Below are 18,464 nucleotides of genomic sequence, written 5' to 3' on the forward strand. Positions count from 1 at the left end.
TTGTGGGTGGTGTTGGTGTGGGGTTTTTTTTCGGGGGTGGGGGCGGGGGGGTGGGCGCCCCCCCCCCCACGGTTGTCGGTGGCGGAGGATACGCTGATCTTTGATCAACAGGTGTGCACAGCGCGGAAGTCGGGAAGGCCGCAGAAGCGACAGTGCGGCGATCGGGGGCGGGAATGACCGTTGAGGGCGGTTACGCGGACATCTTCGGTCCGCAGGTGCCTCGCACGGCCGGCGAGGGCCAGACGGCGACGTTCGCGCTGGCCTCGGCGGCCTATCGGGACAACCCCTACGGGGACATCAAGAAGGCCGACAACGAATGGCACAAGACCGACGTCAAGGCAGGCCGCAAGTGGGCGAAGATCTTCCGGCCCAACCTGGGTGAGGCCTACTCGCGGGCCGTGGTCGACCGCATGCTCGGCCCCGGCCGCAAGCCCCTGATCCAGTCCTTCGGCACCGAGCCGCAGGTCGTGGTCGAGCACGCCCTGGCCGCCAACAACATCCGCAAGGCCCGCGACCGGATGCTCAGCGCCATCATGGTGATCTGCGGCGTGCTGTTCCTGCCCGGGCTGCTGGTGTGGCTGCTGATCTTCCAGCTGCGCACCATCGTCGCCAAGGGGGACCACAAGCGGGTCGGCGCGCTCGCCACCGCGCTGCTCGTCGGGGCCGGCGCGCTCGCCGTGGTCTTCCTGATCCGGATGCCGTTCACCGGCTTCTGGGCCTGGTATGCGCGGGCCTGTGTAGTGATGCCCGTGATCGGCTGGTTCTGGGCCAAGCAGGTCTGTGAGCGCACCGCGAAGGACCTGCGGGGGCGGTGGGACAGTCTGCTGGCCGGCAGCAGCGTCGGCGCGAAGGTGCCGGAGGCGGTGCCGACCAGCCCCACCGAGACCCAGGCGGAACAGCTGCGCCAGTCCCTGGCCAAGCTGAGCGCCGAGCAGCAGTCCAACTCCGTGTTCTACGCCGGGCCCAAGGGGATACTCGGCATGGGCACCCGCTGGGGCAGCTGGCAGCTGGCCGAGGATCTGGTACCGGCCGACCCCACCCGGGAGATCCACCCCTTCCGCAGCTGGGACGTCATCCGCTCGATCCACGACCAGCTGCGCATGCTGGAGCGCGGTCCGCTCAACACCGGTGGCTTCCCCAAGCCTTCGATACGGCACTGGGTCGTCACGCCGATCGCCGAGGGCGCGAAGGCGGTCTCCCGGCCGGAGGGCACGGACGTCGAGGCGTACCAGGTCAAGTCGCACGCGATACAGGACATCTGCAACAAGCAGCAGTTCGGCAGCGGTGACCGGCACTACCTGGGGGTCCAGTGGACGCTCTGGGACGGGCAGTTGATCATCACGATGCTGATCACGGTGACCGTACTGCACGAGACGCTGCGCATCGAGGTGACCGGGCATGCCCTCGGCCCGGTGAACGGACTCTTCCAGGAGAAGCCCGAGGCCCCGACGAAGGAGGTCTCCAAGTCGCTGAAGCCATGGGAGACCCGCAAGATCAAGCTCCCGCTGGTCAACAGCGACGAGGTGGTGCGGCTGACGGTCCGGGCCCCGATCTCCTGGTATCCGCCGCTGCTCAACTGGCTCGGCGGGACGATCGGGCTGCCCGAGCCGTTCGGGCTCCGGCACGCCTGGGCGGATCAGCCGTGGCGGCACCGGTTCATGGCCGACGACGCGCTGCGGGCTGCTACGCCGGTGCTGCGGGTCGTGCACGCGGCGGCGATCAAGGTGCTGGACGAGAACGGCGTGAACACCGAGAAGTTCGGTACCCGCTCGTCGTTCCTGAGCACGGCTGTGCAGGACGCGTCGCCCCGGAAGGCGGACGTGTACGACGCGTGAGCCTCCGGCGGTGGAGCCGGGTGAGGTGGGTCTGGGTCACCGTCCCTGGAGGCTGTGCCCCCGGACCCCCCTCCGGCCTGGACGGCCTCGCCCTCAAACGCCGGACGGGCTGGTCATCCCGCCGTCGGCCAGGCCTCCGCCAGCATCTTGCGTGTGTCCGCCAGCAGCTGCGGCAGCACCCGTGTGTGCCCCACCACCGGCATGAAGTTCGTGTCGCCGCCCCAGCGCGGGACGATGTGCTGGTGCAGGTGGGCCGCGATACCGGCGCCGGCGACCGTGCCCTGGTTCATGCCGATGTTGAAGCCATGGGCGCCGGAGGCGGTGCGCAGGGCCGTCATCGCCTGCTTGGTCAGCGCGGCGAGCTCGATGGTCTCCGGCTCGGTGAGGTCGGTGTAGTCGGCGACGTGACGGTAGGGCACCACCATGAGGTGGCCGCCGTTGTAGGGGTACAGGTTGAGGACCGCGTAGACCTGCTCCCCACGCTTGACGACCAGGCCGTCCTCGTCGGACTTGGCCGGGATCGAGCAGAAGGGGCAGCCGTCGTCGGCGCCGGGGCCGGTCGGCTTGTTCTCACCCTGGATGTATGCCATCCGATGGGGCGTCCACAGACGCTGGAACGCGTCCTGGATCCCCACTCCCCACTGCTGCTCCGGCTCACTCGTCATGCGTGCAGCATATGGCTTCGTCCGTTCGCGGCGTGTCGCCGGGGCTCTCACTCGGTCGGCCGGGGCCAAGCTGGATCGGTGGACGATGACACTCGTTTGACCCGCTGGCGGCGGCACACCGAGATCCCTCTCTTCGTGGCGTCGTTCGTCTTCCTCGCCTCGTACGCGGTCCGCGTGCTGGGCGATGGTCATCTGTCGGAGACCGCACTCGACCTCTGCCTCGCGCTGACGTTCACCGCCTGGGCCCTGTTCGGCGTCGACTACGCCGTGTGCTGGCGGCTCAGCGGGCAGCGACTGGGCTTCGTACGGACACATCTGCTGGACACCGTCGTGGTGCTGCTGCCGCTGCTGCGGCCCCTGCGGATCGTGAAGATGTACGAGACCGTCCAGCGCCGGCACGGGCGGCCCCGCCTCAGTCTGCACGCCCGCGTGATCGTCTACGCCGGGCTGGCCACCCTGCTGCTCGGCTTCACCGGCGCCCTCGCCGTCTACCAGCAGGAGCGCGGGGCGCCCGGCGCGAACATGAAGACCTTCGGGGACGCCGTGTGGTTCACCTGCTCGACCCTCGCCACGGTCGGCTACGGCGACATCACCCCCGTCACCGAGCGTGGACGGGTGGTGGCGGTCGGGGTCATGGCCGTGGGGCTGGGCCTGCTGGGCGCCGTGACCGGCACGTTCGCCTCGTGGCTGCTGCAGGTCTTCACCGTGCGGGACGACGAAAGGCCCCCGGGGAGCTGAACTCCCCGAGGGCCCTCGACGATCAGGTGGCGCCGGATCAGACCTGCGCCCGCTCCTCGACGACCTGCGCGATCTTCGCAATGGCCGCGTCGAACGGGATGCCGTTCTCCTGCGAGCCGTCGCGGTAGCGGAAGGAGACGGCGTTGTTCGCCATGTCCTCGTCGCCCGCGATGACCATGAACGGCACCTTCTGCTTCTGGGCGTTGCGGATCTTCTTCTGCATCCGGTCGGAGGATGAGTCGACCTCGACGCGCAGGCCCTTCTTCTTGGCGGCCGCGGCGAACTTCTCCAGGTAGTCCACGTGCCCGTCGCCGATCGGGATGCCGATCGCCTGGACCGGGGCCAGCCACGCCGGGAAGGCGCCCGCGTAGTGCTCCAGGAGCACCGCGAAGAACCGCTCGATGGAGCCGAACAGCGCGCGGTGGATCATGACCGGGCGCTGCTTGGAGCCGTCCGCGGAGGTGTACTCCAGGTCGAAGCGCTCCGGCAGGTTGAAGTCGAGCTGGATGGTCGACATCTGCCAGGTCCGGCCGATGGCGTCCTTGGTCTGGACGGAGATCTTCGGGCCGTAGAAGGCGGCGCCGCCCGGGTCCGGCACCAGGGGCAGGCCCTGCTTCTCGGCGACCTGGCGCAGCGTCTCCGTGGCCTCCTCCCAGACCTCGTCGGAGCCGACGAACTTCTCCGGGTCCTTGGTGGACAGCTCCAGGTAGAAGTCGGTCAGGCCGTAGTCCCGCAGCAGGCCCAGGACGAAGGTGAGCGTCTTGTCGAGCTCCTCCGACATCTGCTCACGGGTGCAGTAGATGTGCGCGTCGTCCTGCGTGAAGCCACGCGCACGCGTGAGGCCGTGCACGACGCCCGACTTCTCGTACCGGTACACGGTGCCGAACTCGAAGAGGCGCAGCGGCAGTTCGCGGTAGGAGCGGCCGCGCGCGTCGAAGATCAGGTTGTGCATCGGGCAGTTCATGGGCTTGAGGTAGTAGTCCACGCCCTCGTCGAGCTGCATGGGCGGGTACATGCCCTCGGCGTACCAGTCCAGGTGCCCGGACGTCTCGAAGAGCTTCCCCTTCGTGGCGTGCGGGGTGTAGACGAACTCGTAGCCCTCCTCCTCGTGTCGGCGGCGCGAGTAGTCCTCCATGACCCGGCGGATGATGCCGCCCTTGGGGTGGAAGACGGCGAGGCCGGAGCCGATCTGCTCCGGGATGGAGAACAGGTCGAGTTCGTTGCCCAGCTTGCGGTGGTCGCGCTTCTCGGCCTCGGCGAGGAAGTCGAGGTACGCCTTCAGCTCGTCCTTGGACGGCCAGGCGGTGCCGTAGATGCGCTGGAGCATCGGGTTCTTCTCGCTGCCGCGCCAGTAGGCGGCGGCGTTGCGCATCAGCTTGAACGCCGGGATCGCGCGGGTCGACGGCAGGTGGGGACCGCGGCAGAGGTCCTTCCAGCACAGGTCGCCGGTCTTCGCGTCGAGGTTGTCGTAGATCGTCAGCTCACCGGCGCCGACCTCGACGTCCGCGCCGTCGTCGGAGGACGCGGAGCCCTTGATGCCGATCAGCTCCAGCTTGTAGGGCTCGGCGGCGAGCTCCTCGCGGGCGGCCTCGTCGGTGACGACGCGGCGGGCGAACTTCTGCCCGCGCTTCTGGATCTCCTGCATCTTCTTCTCGATGGCCTTGAGATCCTCGGGCGTGAACGGCTTCTCGACGTCGAAGTCGTAGTAGAAGCCGTCCTTGACGGGCGGGCCGATGCCCAGCTTGGCCTCGGGGAACAGCTCCTGCACGGCCTGCGCCATCACATGCGCCGTGGAGTGGCGGAGGATGTTGAGGCCGTCCTCCGAGGAGATCTCGACGCCCTCGACCTCCTCGCCGTCGGCGAGCACGTACGACAGGTCCTTGAGCTCGCCGCCCACGCGCGCGGCGATGATCGAGCGCTCGCCGGCGAAGAGGTCGGCGGCCGTAGTGCCCGTCGTCACCACGCGTTCTTCCCGCTCGGAATCGCGTTGGATGATCACACGGACGTCTGACACCGGTCTCTCCTGACTGAAGGTGGAATACGGCGCCATACCAGGGACGCGCGCATTACGCGATCGTACCGACCTCGGACGGCCGACCGCGAAACGGTGCGCTCCGCTGGGAGGGCCGGGACAGGTCGACGGTCGTCTGCGGCGCCGTCGTGGCTGGTCGCGCAGTTCCCCGCGCCCCTTCAGGGCACTGCCGACACCCGCGCCAACCAGTTCACGCCCCCTTCAGTCCCCCGCGTCCTCCCCGCCGCAAGCCTCCTCGAAGAAGTCCAGATCCTCCTGCAGCGACTTCATCAGCCGGTCCCGCTCGGCCTCGTCCACCTGTACCGGTACGACGCCCGAGGCCCCGGTGACCTTGCGGAAGCCGCCCCGGCTCTCCAGTCGCCCGTGCACCCGCACCGGCAGTCCGACGAGGTGGGCGTGCCCGGCGATGCGGTACGCCTCCTCGTCCAGGGTCAGCCGGACGTACGGCACCTCGGCGCCGGCGAGGACGCGCAGCCGTACGGTGCCCTCCCCCCGCGCCCCCGACCTGCGCATCCGTACGACCGCGCCGGTGATCCGGACCGGCACGGACGGTTCCTCGCGCAGAAAGCGGGCCCCGGCCTCGCGCAGCACGGGCAGGTCGCCCGGCGAGAACTCGACGGGCTCGACACCGGCCGCGCAGTCGTCGGGCACCCCGGCGGCGGGCGCCCACTCGACGGCGATGCGCGCGCCCTCCGTACCCCGCACGAGGGCGATCAGCGCCTCTTTGACAACACGGCCGACCAGCTATTCCACGCCTCCGTATAAGGCGTCCATGCCGCCGGTGGCCCGCTGGTAGTCGATGGCCTCGCGGGCGGCGTAGAGGGCCTGATGGAGACGGACGGCGAGCGGGCGCCCCGCGCCGACGGGCACGAAGGCGGCCAGTCGGCGGCCCCCCGCCCCGGAGCCGACGAGGACGCTCTCCAGCATCGCGGCGGCGGAGCGGCGGTGCCGGGCGCCGTAGTAACCGGCACGCGCGCGCGTGGCGAGTGCTGCGGCGAGGAGCATCTGGCGGGCGGCGGTGCGCAGTTCCTCCTCCACCGTCCAGGGCGCGGCTCCGGCAGGCCCGCTCGGCGCGTCCCGCCACCAGCGGACCTCGTCGCTGGGTACGGCGAGCCCGACCAGCACCTCGCGCGCGGAGGGCATGCCGCTGCGGGACAGGGCGACGAGCGCCTCGCCCAGCAGGTCGTCGCTGTCGGGAAAGGCGCGGGACTCGGGGACGAGCAGGCTGGTGCCGTTGCCGCCGGGCCCGGGCGGGGTCCAGCGGCCGTAGCGACCGGCCGCTCCCCCGCGTCGCTGCCAGCCGTGCCGGCGCAGCAGGGCGCTGAGCACGGCGGGGTCGACGTCGCCGGGCTCGGGGGGACGGTCCCAGGACGCGTCGACCGGGTGCGGGCGCACTGGCCGTATCGGTTCCTCCAGGGGGCGGTGCGTCATGGTCTGCCTCCCGTCCCGACCCGCGTCATGATCTCGCAGAGCGCCCGGTCGTCGAAGATGCGTGAGGTCGGTATCCGCACGCTGGTCCGCCGCCGCCCGGTGATCGCGTGGCCGGCGAGGTTGACCCAGTAGCAGCAGTGCCGCAGGTCGAGCCGGTCGTGGCCGGCGCGCAGCCACTGCTCCTGCGACCGGGGAACGATCATCACGACGAGGATCTTGTGCACGGAGACCGGGGTGCGGGCGAGCTTCGCCAGGTGGTCGTTGTCGAGCGTGAAGGAGAAGAACCGGCCCGGAGGGTTCGGCGGGAGCTGGTACGTCGCCTTGAGCTGCACCTTGATGGTGACCTCGTCGTCGACGGTGTGCCCGGGCGCGCTGTGGCTGACGTGCCAGTCGATGCCGTTGTCCGGAAACGGCTGGGACAGCGAGCATCCCGCCGCCGCCGCGACGGCGTGCAGATAGCCCACCTGCAGTGTCTCCATGCAGGCGGTGGTGGCGAGTGAACCGCGATGGGGGCCCGTGCGTTCGGGCAGCAGCCCGCCCCGCTCGGGCTGCGCTATCGCCATGACCAACAGCCTTCCAAGCAAAGTGAATCCCCGTAGCGGGCCGCTGAACTGCAAAGACCCGCACTCCTGTTGTGTCCTTCCGGCGTACGGCGCAAACGGCCCGGGTATCACCAAACGGGCAGAAGACGGTACGTCAGCTGCCGTGGGTGAACGAGGGGTTGTGTGGATATGGCGTGCTGGTACGAAGGCCCGCTGGCGGCATTCGACACGGAGACGACAGGCGTGGACGTCGAGACCGACCGGATCGTTTCGGCGGCCGTCGTCGTCCAGGACGCGCCGGGCACCCGGCCGCGGGTGACCCAGTGGCTGGTGAACCCGGGTGTGCCGGTGCCGGAGGCGGCGACGGCGGTGCACGGACTGACGGACGAACATCTCCAGCGCAGTGGTCGCTGGCCGGCGCCGGTGATGCAGGAGATAGTCGAGGAACTGGCGGCGCAGGCCACGGTGCACCGGCCCATAGTGGTGATGAACGCGCCGTTCGATCTGACGCTGCTGGACCGCGAGTTGCGCCGTCATCGCGCATCGTCGCTGGACCAGTGGTTCGAGACGACGCCGATGCGGGTGCTGGACCCGCGTGTTCTGGACAAGCATCTGGACCGCTATCGCAAGGGCCGCCGCACCCTGACCGACCTGTGCGCGCACTACGGCGTCACGCTGGACGGCGCGCACGACGCGGCGGCCGACGCGCTGGCCTCGCTGGAGGTCGTCCGGGCGGTGGGCCGGCGTTTCGCGGCCCGACTGGAGCGGCTGTCCCCCGCCGAGCTGCACACGCTCCAGGCGGTGTGGCACGCGGCACAGGCACGCGGTCTGCAGGCGTGGTTCGCGCGCAGCGGCAGCGAGGAGGCGGTGGACCCGGCTTGGCCGCTGCGCCCGGATCTGCCGGCGGCGGCTTGAACAGCGGAAAAGCCGGTCCGCATCAGGCGGACCGGCTTTCTCCCGGTGGGCGATACTGGGTTCGAACCAGTGACCTCTTCGGTGTGAACGAAGCGCTCTCCCACTGAGCTAATCGCCCGGGAACGCACCGAACAATACAGGTCCCCGCGCGTTTCCTTCAAACCGCTTGATGGCCACCGGCCGAGCGGGCCAGATGGGCCACCAGCCCACGCCGTCCCGAACGCATCATCAGCCAGTGGTTGGCACGGAAGACCGGCCGCCCCGGCACGGCGAGACGCCGCAGCAGCGGCTTGTTCACGTCGACCACCTGGTCATAGCGGGCGAGACTGCCGCCGCCGTGCTCGGTGACCGTCCACCGCGCCCACCCGTCGATGTCCCCGGTCATGGCGATCTCCAGCACTCCGGCCTCCCGGTCCCGCCGCACCTCACGCGCGGTGAAGACCATGTCGTACGGCAGGACGGAGCGGATCCTGATCACGCCGGTGGTGTCGCTGAGCTTGGTCACCTCGCGCACCTGGGGCCACCAGCGGGGGTAGTCCTCGGGCTGTTGCAGCACGTCGTAGACGGTGGCCGGCGGCGCGGGCAGCGCCCACAGGCTGCGGAAGCGGTAGTGGCTCCAGTCCATGGGCCGAGTCTGCCCCGGGGCAGCGGGTTTGCCCCTCATCTGAGTACGTTCTGAGTACGTGCACTCATGCCGTACGACGTGACACGGACCACACTCCAGGCATGACGTACTTTCCCCCTCCGGCCGAGGAGTTGCGGCTCCTCGACCTGGAGCTGCGCCAACTGGACGCCCGCCGGGCCCAGTTGCTGCATCGCCGGGCCTGGCTGGTCACCGCGCTGCAAGCGGCGTCGGCCCAGTCGGCCCCGAACCCCTTCGCACCGCCGCACCCCGGGACCGCGATGCGCCCCGAGGCCTCGGCGCCCCGGGTCCAGAACGTCCTGCTGGTGCTCGGCGGTGTCCTGCTGACCATCGCCGCGATGGCGTTCACGCTGGTCAGCTGGGGGCACATGGGGATCGCCGGGCGGGCCCTGGTGCTCGGCGGGCTCACGGTGGCGGTGCTCGCCGCGCCGGTGGCGCTGCTGAAGCGCGGGCTGCGGTCGACGGCCGAGTCGGTGGCGGGCCTCGGTCTGGCGCTGACCGTGCTCGACGCGTACGCGCTGCACGAGGTCCGGCTGGCCGACGTCGACGCGACGGGCTACACCGCGGCCGCCTCGGCGGTGCTGGCTGCCCTGTGGGCGGCGTACGGTCTGCTGCCGCGCGCCCGCGAGCTGCGTCTCCCCCTGCCCGCCGCGCTGGTCGCCGCCCAACTCCCGCTCGTCCTCTGGGCGGTGGCGGCCGACGCGGGCCTGTTCGGGATCACGGCCGCCCTGCTCGCGACGGCCGGGTTCGACACGGGTGTGGCACTCCGGGTACCCGTCAGGACCGTACGGATCACCGCCATGATCGGTGCGTACGGCACGGGCGCCTGGGGTGTGTGGGCCGCCGGCTGGCTGTCCTGGACGGCCACCGGCCCGAGCGCCGCCGCCCGTGCGGCGGCGCTCCTCCTCTTCGCCGCGGGCATCGCGGTCACGGCGGCCTGGCAGCAGGTCGCCGAGAAGCAGGCGCGCGGCCTCGCCGTCGCCGCCGGTCTCCTCACGGTGGCCGCGCTCGGCGGCACGGCCCGCTCCGTGCTGCCGGACGCGTGGACGGTTCCGGCGTATCTGGTGTGCGGGATCGCCCTGCTGGCGGCGGTACGGGTGGACCGGCTGCCGGAGACGGTACGGCGCGGGCTCGCCCTGGCCTCCGCCGCCGTACAGGGGCTTGCCCTGCTGTGGACGCTGCCCCTGGTGGGGGTCGCCCTGCTGGGCCCGGTCACCTGGGTGGAACAGGTGTGGTCCGGGGAGCCGGATGACATACGCGAGGCCGTGACGGTCGACGCGCCCTGGCCGCCGGACGCGGAGACGGTGCCCGTCGTCCTCGCGGTCGTCGCCGCCGTACTGCTCCTCGTGGCACGGGACACGGTCTGGCGGCCCCGGGCCCTGACCGGTGTGCCGGTGCTGGCCTGGGCGGCGGCACTGGTCCTTCCGGCGGTGCTCGAAGTCCCGTACGCCGTGGGCCTGGTGGCGCTCGGGACCACGACGGCCGGCGCCCTCGCGGCGGCCGCGTGGATACGGCCCACCGAGCGCCCGGAGACGGAGGAGCCCTCAACGGCAGCGGCCTTGACGGAGGCACCGGCCCCCGTCGGCTTCCCCACCGCCCGCCTGACCGCCACGGTCCTGGCCCTCCTCACCTCCCTCCCCCTCGCCTTCCTCTCCCTGACCGCCGAGCCCGCCACCCTCACCGTGCTCGCCGCCCTGACGGCGCTCTTCGCTGCGGCCTCCTGGAAGCCGCACCTGGCCCCGGTCACGGCCCCGGCCTCGCTCGCGTACGCCGCCGCGCTGGCCTGCGCGACAGGTGCCGCGGCCGGTTGGGGACCGCAGTACACCGCCCTGCTGGTCCTGGCGGTCCCGGTGGCGGCGGCCCTGCTCGCGGCACGGCTCGATGACGCGCGGGCGACGATCCCGGTCGAGGTCGCGGGCGCGCTCGCCGCACTCCTGGCCGTCGGGCTGGCGGCGGCCTCGGCCGACCTGCCGATGGTCGCCCTGGTCCTGGCCCTGTGCGGCGTGATCACCGCCGGGGTGGCCATCCGCCCCGACCGCCGCCCCGTCGCCTACGCCTCCGCCGCGTTGTTCGTGCTGGCCACCTGGGTACGCCTGGCGGCCTGGGACATCGGGACGCCCGAGGCGTACACGGTGCCGGTCAGCGTCCCGGCCCTGCTCGTCGGCGCGCTGCGCAGGCGCCGCGATCCGGAGACCTCGTCCTGGACGGCGTACGGCCCCGGCCTGGCCGCCACCCTCGTCCCCAGCCTCCTCGCGGCCTGGAACGACCCGCACTGGACGCGCCCCCTCCTGCTGGGCATGGCCGCCCTGGCGATCACCCTGCTGGGCGCCGGTCACCACCTCAAGGCACCGATGCTGCTCGGCGGCACGGTCCTCGCCCTGGACGCCCTGCACGAACTCGCCCCGTACATCGCCCAGGTGACGGACGCACTCCCCCGCTGGGTACCTCCGGCCCTGGCCGGCCTCCTGCTGCTCGCCCTGGGAGCAACCTACGAACAGCGCCTACGGGATGCCCGAAGGATGCGGGACTTCCTGGGCAACATGCACTGAAACGCCGCCCAAAGGGGCGCGGGGCCGTATCGATATGCGGCTCCGCCGCGTGGGCGCGACCAGCCACAACGGACCCGCAGTTCCCCACAACCTGTCACGGCATCTTGTCCCCCAGCAGCGCCAGATTCTCGATAGCGGCCAGCCCGTACAGCGCCGTGTCGTTGGTGGACACCCAACTCGCCTCACGACCCGGAACCAACACCACCGGCCCGCTCAACTCCTCCGTCTTCCAGGGCGCAGCCTCCTTGTACCCGTCGGAGTTGTAGAACTTCTCCCAAGCCCGCTTGGCCAACTTCTCGTCCCCCGTCTTCACAGCGGCGTACGCGTCGAGCCGCGAGTGCCCCTGGAAGAGCAGCAGGGAACCGAAGTTGGAGCCATAGCGCGCCGCCTGCTCCGCCTTCGTCGCGTTGAAGTAGCGGCAGTAGTCGAAGTAGGCCTCATTGAACTTCGGCATGTCGACGAGATCGATCAGCTCGGCGCACAGCTCGTTGAGCCCGAACACGGCGGACAGGTGCGAGACCCCGACGACCGCCTTGTCGGCGATGGCGAACTTGCCCGTGTCGAGGTCGTAGAGCCCGTTCCCCTGCACGAACCCGTTCGGCTGCGCGGCGATCGTCTCCATCGTGGACAGCACACGCGCGCGTGCCTTCTCCCACTTCGGCCCCTTGCGCTCCCACTCCGTCAGCCACGCCGACACCAGCCCGCTCCAGTCCGTGCCGAAGCCGATCGACAGCGCGTGCCGGTCGGGCGTGTACGGCTCGGTGCGGATCTTGCGGATCGGGTCGAGGACGAGGAAGGTCTCGTCGGAGTCGACGTTGGCGTGCATGAGGTCGCCGACCCGCTCGTCCGCCGTGAGGAAGTAGTAGTAGCGCCGGTACGTGGTGTTGGCGATGCGCTGCTGCTTGGCGCTGTCGGCGTAGTGCTGGACGCCGTGCCGGGTGCCGAGGCCGGCCCACTTCCCCAGGTGGTAGACGTCGACCTCACCGGTGTGCCGGGTCATCGCCTCGGCGAACCGGAAGATGTCCGAGCGACCGGAGCGCAGATACGCGAACCACAGCCAGAGGTCCGGGGAGAGCTCGGAGTTGTCCCAGGCGTAGCCGCCGACGTCGTACCGCCACTGGTGCCGGACGGTGTCGTAGCTGTGCATGATGTCGCCGTAGTCCCAGAAGCCGTACCAACGGCGTTGCTCCACCTGCTCCTTGTAGTAGGTGAAGAGGAAGTCGAGGTGGTCCTCGATCTTCGCCTTGGCGGGCGTGGAACGGTCCGGCTCGGAGTACAGCCCCGGCCCGAACACCTTCGCCTTGATGAGCTGCCTGGGCGGCGCGGCGAGCTGCGGCAACACCCGTACGGCGTCGACCTGCCGGGCGAGTGCCTCCGCTGGGGGCGTCGACTCATTGGCCCAGAACAGCAGCTCCGACGTACGGGCGATGCCGTAAGGCGTGCCGAACTCCGGCTCGTAGTCCTCGTAGGTGATGTTGAGGCCTTCGAGCTGCTCGGGGTAGGTGTCCTGGCCCATGCCGTCGTGGTAGAAGCGCAGGTCCATGGGCTGTGCCTCGGGCGACCAGAGCCACATGGTGACCTCGGCCGCGTCGGTGTGGGCGTCGCGGATGTCGAGCTGGGCGGGGAACTTCTCCCAGAAGTCGCGCAGCCCGAGCGACAGTCCGCCGCTGACCCCACCGACGTAGGCGAACCCGGAGGCCCGCCGCCCGCCGCCGGCGCCGATCCAGCCGTAGCCCTTCTTGGTCCGCTTCCGGAGGGTGAAGCCGTCGGCGGAGAGCTGGGAGAGGGTGTAGTCGCCCCACTCGGGGATGTACTGCAGCCGGGTCGTCACCCGCTGGTCCCAGGTGGCCGGGTCGGGCAGCTTCTCCCCCGCGAACTGCGCCGCCTGTACGGCGGCCCCCGGGTCGCGGCGCAGTCCGGTGATGCCCTTGACGGCCTCGCGGAGCAGGCCGGTGCCCTCGCCGCCGATGCGGATGTGACGGTCGTAGGACTCGTCGCGCATCGGCACGGTGAAGCGCACGCCGATGCCCCGGACGAAGTCGCCGCTCGCCTTGCCCGGCTCCTGTGTGCCGTCGTAGGTGATGGTGTGCACCATGCGGAAGGAGTCGGCGCCCGCGTAGAAGTAGAGCCGGATCGAGAAGGGCAGCCAGCTGCGGCTGCCCTTGCGGTGCTTGCCGTCGATGCGGACGACCGCGCGGACCGGTCCCTCCTGTTCGACCGTGACCTCGGAGATCGCACCCTCGAAGCGCTCGGTCTTTACCGCGCCTTGGTCCTCGTCCTCGATCTCGGGCTGCCGGATCAGCACGAGCCGCCCGTTCTTGGCGATCTCCGTGGAGCCACGGATGACCGACTTGACGAGGGTCGCGCCCGACTTGCCGATCTTCGCGGTGATGACGCCGGTCGAGACGTCGATGGTGCCGCCGCTCTGGTCGACGGTGACCTTCTTGTACGGTACGGCGGTCTCGCCGGCGGCGAGGGTGAGCTTGCCGTCGCCCGAACTCACGGCGTGGGCCGTCCACTTCAGGGAACCGTCCGGCCAGTAGGCGATCGGCCAGGACTGCACGGGCACGGCCTTGCCGCCCGCGTCCGTCACCGCGAACTTCTGGTCCGCCTGGTACACGCCCTTCGGCCAGGGGACACCGACGGTGGAGCCGGGCGCGGCGCCCAGACCGCCTTCCTCCAGCCAGTCGAGGGTCACGGGATCGGCGTCGGCCGCCTCGGCTCTCGGCGCGGCAGAGGCGTCCTTCGCCCCCAGCGCCCAGCTGAACTGCGCTGCGGCTCCGGCGACCGCGGCCGCCTTGAGGAGGGACCTTCGGGGGATGGGAGACATGGGAGTCCAGCCTTTCCTCTCCGTGCGGGAAGCATTTCCTTGCAACCGGGCAGGGGCATGACAGACAGAGGTGCGGCGCTCAGGGCGCCGACCTGGAGAAGAAGCACCGCCGGTCAGCGGTGCCGGTACCGCTCCTCGACGGCGACGGCCGCCGCCGCGACGGCCCCGAGCACGGGGACCGCCAACGGCGCGGCGAACCAGGCGGACACGGCCACGACCGCCAGCCCGCCGATGATCAGGAAGGACCCGGCGGGGTCGAGCACGGTACGCCGCCCGGCATCCGCGACGAGCGCCCACCAGCCGGCATCCGGTGTCCAGGAGGCCGCCGCCCGCAGCAGCGCCACGACGGCCCCGATCAGCGCGCACAGTCCGATCGCCCCGACGAGCGGCCCACCGGGAATCCCGGCCCGCGCGGCCTGGACGTCCACCCGGACCGCGGCGGCCACGGCCCACCCGGCGAGCCCCACGAGCCATCCGCGCCGCACGGCAATCCGGAAGTCGGCGACGAACTCCCGCAGACCACCGCCCTCATGAGCGGTACGGCGACGCAGATGCCGCGCCCCGGCGGCGAAGGCGGCCGGCCAGGTCACCACGCCGAGGGAGGCCACGCCGATCCACACCCCGGTGAGCAGGCACTCGGCGAAGACACCGAACCGCTCGGCGAACACCGACTCCCCCCGAGCCGTACGAGCCTTCATCGGCGCTTCGGCCATCGTGACCGCCCCTCAGCCCTTCAGTCCGGACGTCGCCATACCGTCGATCAGATATCGCTGGAAGGCCAGGAAGAAGGCGAGGACCGGGAGCAGGGCGACGAGTGACATGGCGATCATGCCGCCGTAGTTCGCGAGCCCTTCCTGGTCGACGAACATCTTCAGGCCGAGGGAGACGGTGTACTTGTCGGGCTCGTTGAGGTAGATCAGCGGGCCCATGAAGTCGTTCCAGGAGTTGATGAAGGTGAAGATCGCGCTGGTGATCAGGGCCGGCCGGCACAGCGGCAGCATGATCGACCAGTAGATCCTCAGGTGCCCGCAGCCGTCGAGACGCGCGGCCTCGTCCAGTTCCTTGGGCAGGTTCCGCATGAACTGCACCATCAGGAAGACGAAGAACGCCTCCGTGGCGAGGTACTTCCCCAGCAGCAGCGGGGTGTAGGTGTTGATCATCTCCATGTTGCGGAACAGCACGTACTGCGGGATCAGCAGCACGTGGTACGGCAGCAGGAGCGTGCCGATCATCAGCGTGAACAGCAGATTCCGTCCAGCGAACCTGATCCTCGCGAAGGCGTACGCCGTCAGCGAGCAGGACACCACGATCCCGATCACCGAGCCGACCGCGAGGAAGAGCGAGTTGAAGAAGAAGGTGGAGATGGGGATGTCGGCGATGCCGTCGGCGAGGCTCGTGTAGTTGGCGAAGGTCGGGTCGCCCGGGAGGAGGTCCAGGCTGCCGACGATGTCCTCGCTGTTCTTGAAGGAGCCGCCGAGGACCCAGATCACCGGGTAGAGGATCACCGCGAGGATCAGCAGGGACCCGATGTGCCAGGCGAGCGATCCGGGCAGCCTGCGGCGCAGCGCCCCGGCCCGGGCGGAGGGGGCCGGCTCGATGTCGGTCGCGCTCATCGGGCGCCCTCCTCGTAGTGCACCCAGCGCTTCTGGGACCAGAACAGCACCGCCGTCACCAGGGCGACCGCGACGAGCAGCATCCAGGCCATGGCGGAGGCCAGGCCCATCCGGCTGTTCTCGAAGCCCTGGACGTACAGATAACAGGTGTAGACCATCGAGCCGTCGGCCGGACCGCAGGCGTTGCCTCCGGCGCCGCCGCCGACGATGTACGCCGAGCTGAAGATCTGGAAGGAGTGGATGGTCTCCAGCAGGACGTTGAAGAAGAGGACGGGGGAGATCATCGGCAGCGTGATGTTCCAGAACCGCCGGAACGTGCCCGCCCCGTCGACCTCGGCGGCCTCGTACAGCTCGCGGGGGACCTGCTTGAGCCCGGCGAGGAAGATGACCATCGGGGCACCGAACTGCCAGACGGTGAGTGCCACCAGGCTGTAGATGATCAGGTCCGGGTCGCCGGTCCAGCCGCCGACGCCGATCCCGAAGATCTTCTGGGTGCGGTCGACGATCGCGTCGTCCGAGAAGATCGCCTTCCACACGATCGCGATGGAGACGCTCGCGCCGATCAGCGACGGCGCGTAGAAGGCGGCCCGGTAGAAGGCCTGCCCGCGCCGCTTCTGGGCGAGCAGCAGCGCCACGCCGAGCGCCGCGAGCAGCTTGAGCGGCGTGCCGACGACGACGTACCAGAGCGTCACCTGCACCGAGTGGCGCCAGCGCGGGTCGCCGAACATCTCGGAGAAGTTGTCGAGCCCGATCCACTTGGGCGCGTCGAAGAGGTTGTAGTCGGTGAAGGCGAAGTAGAGCGAGGCGACCATCGGGCCCGCTGTGAGCAGCAGGAACCCGGCGATCCAGGGCGACATGAAGAGATAGCCGGCCAGGTTCTCCCGACGGACCCGCCGCTTGAGGGCGGCGGGCCGCTCGGGCTTGACCGGGCCGTGCCGCGGCTCGGAGTCCTGGGTCAGGCCCTCCATCGCGGGGGCGTGTGTCACGGCGGTTCCCATCAGCTCGCGAGAGCCGTCTTCGACTCGGTGAAGAACTGCTTGACGGCGTCGCCGACCGAGCGCTTGCCCAGGCCCAGTTCCTCACCGATGCGCAGGAACGCGGACTCGCAGATGTCCGCGCCCGCCGGGTGCGGGGTGATGGGCTCCAGGACGCCCGCCTCGACGAGGGACGTCTCATAGGCGGCGATCGCCTTGTTGACCTCGTCCGTCGGCTGGAAGGCGTCGAACTGGGCCTGCGTCGCGGGCACCCCGCGGTCGTAGCCCATGATCTTGGCGACCTCGGGGTCGTGCACCATGAAGTCGATGAACTGGGCGACTTCCTTCGGGTGCTGGGTGCGCTTGGAGGCGCTGAGCATGAGGGAGCCGAGGTACTGGCCGGTCTTCTTGCCGTCCGTGGTCGGGATGGGGGCCAGTCCGTACTCGCTCTTGCCCTCCGAGGTGTAGCGGATGGTGAAGTTGTCCCAGGTGAACTCACCGGCGGAGAGTTCCCCGGTGACGGCCGACTTGGGCTTGATCTGGGCGACCTTCTTGACGTCGGCGTAGAGACCTTCCTCCACGCTCTTCTCGGCCTTCGTCCACCAGTCCGCCAGATCCGCCTCGGTGAAGCCGAGTCCGTCGACGGTGAAGAACGCCTTGCCGTTCTGACGGAGGTAGAGGTCGTAGAGGTACATGACGTTGTACGGGCCGGTGTCTCCGGCCCGCCCCGCCTTGTCGCGGATCTTCTGCATCGCCGCGTGGTAGTCGTCCCAGGTCCAGCCCTGTTCCGGCTTCACTCCCGCCTTGGTGTAGACGGGCTTGTCGATGACCAGGGACATGGAGTTGGAGCCGACCGGGACACCGAGCAGCTTGCCGTCGATCTCGCCGAACTTCTCCAGTCCCGCGCGGAAACCGTCCATGGAGAGGTTGCCGGCCTCGACCTGCCCGCTGAGATCGAGCAGAACATTCCTCGCGTCGTATTTGCGCAGGAATCCAATCGCATTCTGGAAGACGTCCGGCGGATTCCCGCCGGAGGCCTGGGTGTTGAACTTCTTCCAGAAGTCGAGGTACGGCTGAAAGTCCGTCTTGACCTTGATCTTCGGATACTTCTTCTCGAAGAGCGCGATGGTCTTGTTGATGCGCTGGGCGCGGTCCTCGGCACCCCACCATGCGTAACGGATCGTCACCGTTCCGTCGGCGGAGGCCCCTCCGTCGCCCCCGCACGCGGTGGTCGCGGCCAGCCCGAGTGTGGCCGCCGAGGCGCCGGCCGCCTTCAGGATCGTGCGCCTGTCGACATTCCTGTTGGTTCCCACAGTCGGGCCCTCCCCGCAGCGTCATGCCGCCTGCATGAATCGTTTCAAGTAAGCGCTTGCTGGCACAAGTTACGGAGGGCCTCGGAGTGCGTCAATGATTCGGACAGGAATTTCTTGTGGGCCTGCGCGGCGAGTTGACGACGTGTGAGGTCCGGTCGACCGGTACGGCTGGGCGATGTCGCAGGTGAGGGGCGCACGGTCGGCGGACCGAACGGAGCGGGGCATCCGCGCGCGCAAGTGGTCGACGCGGAAACGACGGGGGGGGCGGCCGGCGGGGGGCGAGGGGGGGCCGCGGGGCGGGGGGGGGGGGGTGGGTGGTGAACAAAGGAACTAGGTGGTGTGAGAAAGACAACAGCCCACAAAAAAAAAAGCCCCGCCCACAGA

General features: G+C 69.9%; 13 protein-coding genes, 1 tRNA gene and 1 pseudogene. 4 read left to right on the top strand and 11 right to left on the bottom strand.

Features of this window, described 5'->3' with window-relative positions; genetic code table 11:
- Window positions 1-173: 173 nt before the first annotated feature.
- The gene (locus ACFWYS_RS28570) at window positions 174-1,835 is read left to right on the top strand and encodes a hypothetical protein (RefSeq protein WP_384774877.1); all 1,662 of its coding nucleotides are present in this window, start codon (window positions 174-176) and stop codon (window positions 1,833-1,835) included.
- 113 nt (window positions 1,836-1,948) lie between these two features.
- Here the strand turns inward: ACFWYS_RS28570 and ACFWYS_RS28575 are convergent, their stop codons facing one another.
- Entirely contained in the window at window positions 1,949-2,500 is a 552-nt protein-coding gene (locus ACFWYS_RS28575; protein ID WP_384774880.1) for an HIT family protein, read from the bottom strand.
- Between the two features lie 78 nt (window positions 2,501-2,578).
- Here ACFWYS_RS28575 and ACFWYS_RS28580 point away from each other — a divergent pair, with 78 nt between their 5' ends.
- On the top strand, window positions 2,579-3,238 hold the full coding sequence (locus ACFWYS_RS28580; protein ID WP_384774883.1) for a potassium channel family protein: 660 nt from the start codon (window positions 2,579-2,581) through the stop codon (window positions 3,236-3,238).
- A 37-nt stretch (window positions 3,239-3,275) separates the two neighbouring features.
- On the opposite strand, the gene thrS is transcribed toward ACFWYS_RS28580, so the two are convergent.
- The 3 genes and pseudogenes from thrS to ACFWYS_RS28595 all read right to left on the bottom strand — a co-directional run bounded on the left by thrS (window position 3,276) and on the right by ACFWYS_RS28595 (window position 7,264).
- Window positions 3,276-5,252: a threonine--tRNA ligase gene (gene thrS / locus ACFWYS_RS28585; protein WP_384774886.1), complete on the bottom strand. Its 1,977-nt coding sequence runs from the start codon at window positions 5,250-5,252 to the stop codon at window positions 3,276-3,278.
- Between the two features lie 219 nt (window positions 5,253-5,471).
- Window positions 5,472-6,701, bottom strand: a pseudogene (locus tag ACFWYS_RS28590) (hypothetical protein).
- On the bottom strand, window positions 6,698-7,264 hold the full coding sequence (locus tag ACFWYS_RS28595) for a DUF4365 domain-containing protein (protein WP_272114657.1): 567 nt from the start codon (window positions 7,262-7,264) through the stop codon (window positions 6,698-6,700). Before ACFWYS_RS28595 ends, ACFWYS_RS28590 begins: the two are co-directional and overlap by 4 nt.
- Before the next feature lie 168 nt (window positions 7,265-7,432).
- Here ACFWYS_RS28595 and ACFWYS_RS28600 point away from each other — a divergent pair, with 168 nt between their 5' ends.
- A complete protein-coding gene (locus tag ACFWYS_RS28600) occupies window positions 7,433-8,158 on the top strand; it encodes a 3'-5' exonuclease (RefSeq protein ID WP_384774889.1) in 726 nt (241 codons plus the stop codon).
- 46 nt (window positions 8,159-8,204) lie between these two features.
- On the opposite strand, the gene ACFWYS_RS28605 is transcribed toward ACFWYS_RS28600, so the two are convergent.
- Together ACFWYS_RS28605 and ACFWYS_RS28610 are read right to left on the bottom strand one after the other, a co-directional pair.
- Window positions 8,205-8,276 (bottom strand) — tRNA-Val (locus ACFWYS_RS28605).
- 39 nt (window positions 8,277-8,315) lie between these two features.
- Entirely contained in the window at window positions 8,316-8,783 is a 468-nt protein-coding gene (locus tag ACFWYS_RS28610; RefSeq protein WP_384774891.1) for an SRPBCC family protein, read from the bottom strand.
- 101 nt (window positions 8,784-8,884) lie between these two features.
- Between ACFWYS_RS28610 and ACFWYS_RS28615 the strand changes: the two genes are divergently transcribed.
- Window positions 8,885-11,350, top strand: coding sequence for an SCO7613 C-terminal domain-containing membrane protein (locus ACFWYS_RS28615; RefSeq protein WP_384774894.1), 2,466 nt, complete (start codon window positions 8,885-8,887; stop codon window positions 11,348-11,350).
- 94 nt (window positions 11,351-11,444) lie between these two features.
- Here ACFWYS_RS28615 and ACFWYS_RS28620 read toward each other — a convergent pair whose 3' ends face one another.
- The 5 genes from ACFWYS_RS28620 to ACFWYS_RS28640 form a co-directional block, all read right to left on the bottom strand.
- On the bottom strand, window positions 11,445-14,180 hold the full coding sequence (locus ACFWYS_RS28620; RefSeq protein WP_384774896.1) for a Tat pathway signal sequence domain protein: 2,736 nt from the start codon (window positions 14,178-14,180) through the stop codon (window positions 11,445-11,447).
- Window positions 14,181-14,293: 113 nt separating this feature from the next.
- Window positions 14,294-14,893, bottom strand: coding sequence for a hypothetical protein (locus ACFWYS_RS28625; protein WP_384774899.1), 600 nt, complete (start codon window positions 14,891-14,893; stop codon window positions 14,294-14,296).
- 12 nt (window positions 14,894-14,905) lie between these two features.
- On the bottom strand, window positions 14,906-15,793 hold the full coding sequence (locus ACFWYS_RS28630) for a carbohydrate ABC transporter permease (RefSeq protein WP_384774903.1): 888 nt from the start codon (window positions 15,791-15,793) through the stop codon (window positions 14,906-14,908).
- Window positions 15,790-16,791 carry a carbohydrate ABC transporter permease gene (locus ACFWYS_RS28635; RefSeq protein ID WP_384774905.1) on the bottom strand — a complete coding sequence of 334 codons (1,002 nt, stop codon included), beginning with the start codon at window positions 16,789-16,791 and terminating at the stop codon, window positions 15,790-15,792. Before ACFWYS_RS28635 ends, ACFWYS_RS28630 begins: the two co-directional genes overlap by 4 nt.
- Window positions 16,791-18,080 (bottom strand): ABC transporter substrate-binding protein, encoded by a 1,290-nt coding sequence (locus tag ACFWYS_RS28640; RefSeq protein WP_384774908.1) that lies wholly within the window; start codon window positions 18,078-18,080, stop codon window positions 16,791-16,793. The genes ACFWYS_RS28635 and ACFWYS_RS28640 overlap by 1 nt, the downstream gene beginning before the upstream one ends.
- Between the last annotated feature and the right edge of the window lie 384 nt (window positions 18,081-18,464).

The organism is Streptomyces sp. NPDC059010 (assembly GCF_042740355.1).
In the GTDB taxonomy this organism is placed as follows: Bacteria; Actinomycetota; Actinomycetes; order Streptomycetales; family Streptomycetaceae; genus Streptomyces.

Bases quoted from the DNA above. Each gene is read 5' to 3' on its own strand.
- ACFWYS_RS28610 (WP_384774891.1), bottom strand. From the start codon at position 8,783: ATGGACTGGAGCCACTACCGCTTCCGCAGCCTGTGGGCGCTGCCCGCG.
- ACFWYS_RS28635 (WP_384774905.1), bottom strand. From the start codon at position 16,791: ATGGGAACCGCCGTGACACACGCCCCCGCGATGGAGGGCCTGACCCAG.
- ACFWYS_RS28600 (WP_384774889.1), top strand. From the start codon at position 7,433: ATGGCGTGCTGGTACGAAGGCCCGCTGGCGGCATTCGACACGGAGACG.
- ACFWYS_RS28630 (WP_384774903.1), bottom strand. From the start codon at position 15,793: ATGAGCGCGACCGACATCGAGCCGGCCCCCTCCGCCCGGGCCGGGGCG.
- ACFWYS_RS28595 (WP_272114657.1), bottom strand. From the start codon at position 7,264: ATGGCGATAGCGCAGCCCGAGCGGGGCGGGCTGCTGCCCGAACGCACG.
- ACFWYS_RS28575 (WP_384774880.1), bottom strand. From the start codon at position 2,500: ATGACGAGTGAGCCGGAGCAGCAGTGGGGAGTGGGGATCCAGGACGCG.
- ACFWYS_RS28570 (WP_384774877.1), top strand. From the start codon at position 174: ATGACCGTTGAGGGCGGTTACGCGGACATCTTCGGTCCGCAGGTGCCT.
- ACFWYS_RS28625 (WP_384774899.1), bottom strand. From the start codon at position 14,893: ATGGCCGAAGCGCCGATGAAGGCTCGTACGGCTCGGGGGGAGTCGGTG.
- ACFWYS_RS28615 (WP_384774894.1), top strand. From the start codon at position 8,885: ATGACGTACTTTCCCCCTCCGGCCGAGGAGTTGCGGCTCCTCGACCTG.
- ACFWYS_RS28620 (WP_384774896.1), bottom strand. From the start codon at position 14,180: ATGTCTCCCATCCCCCGAAGGTCCCTCCTCAAGGCGGCCGCGGTCGCC.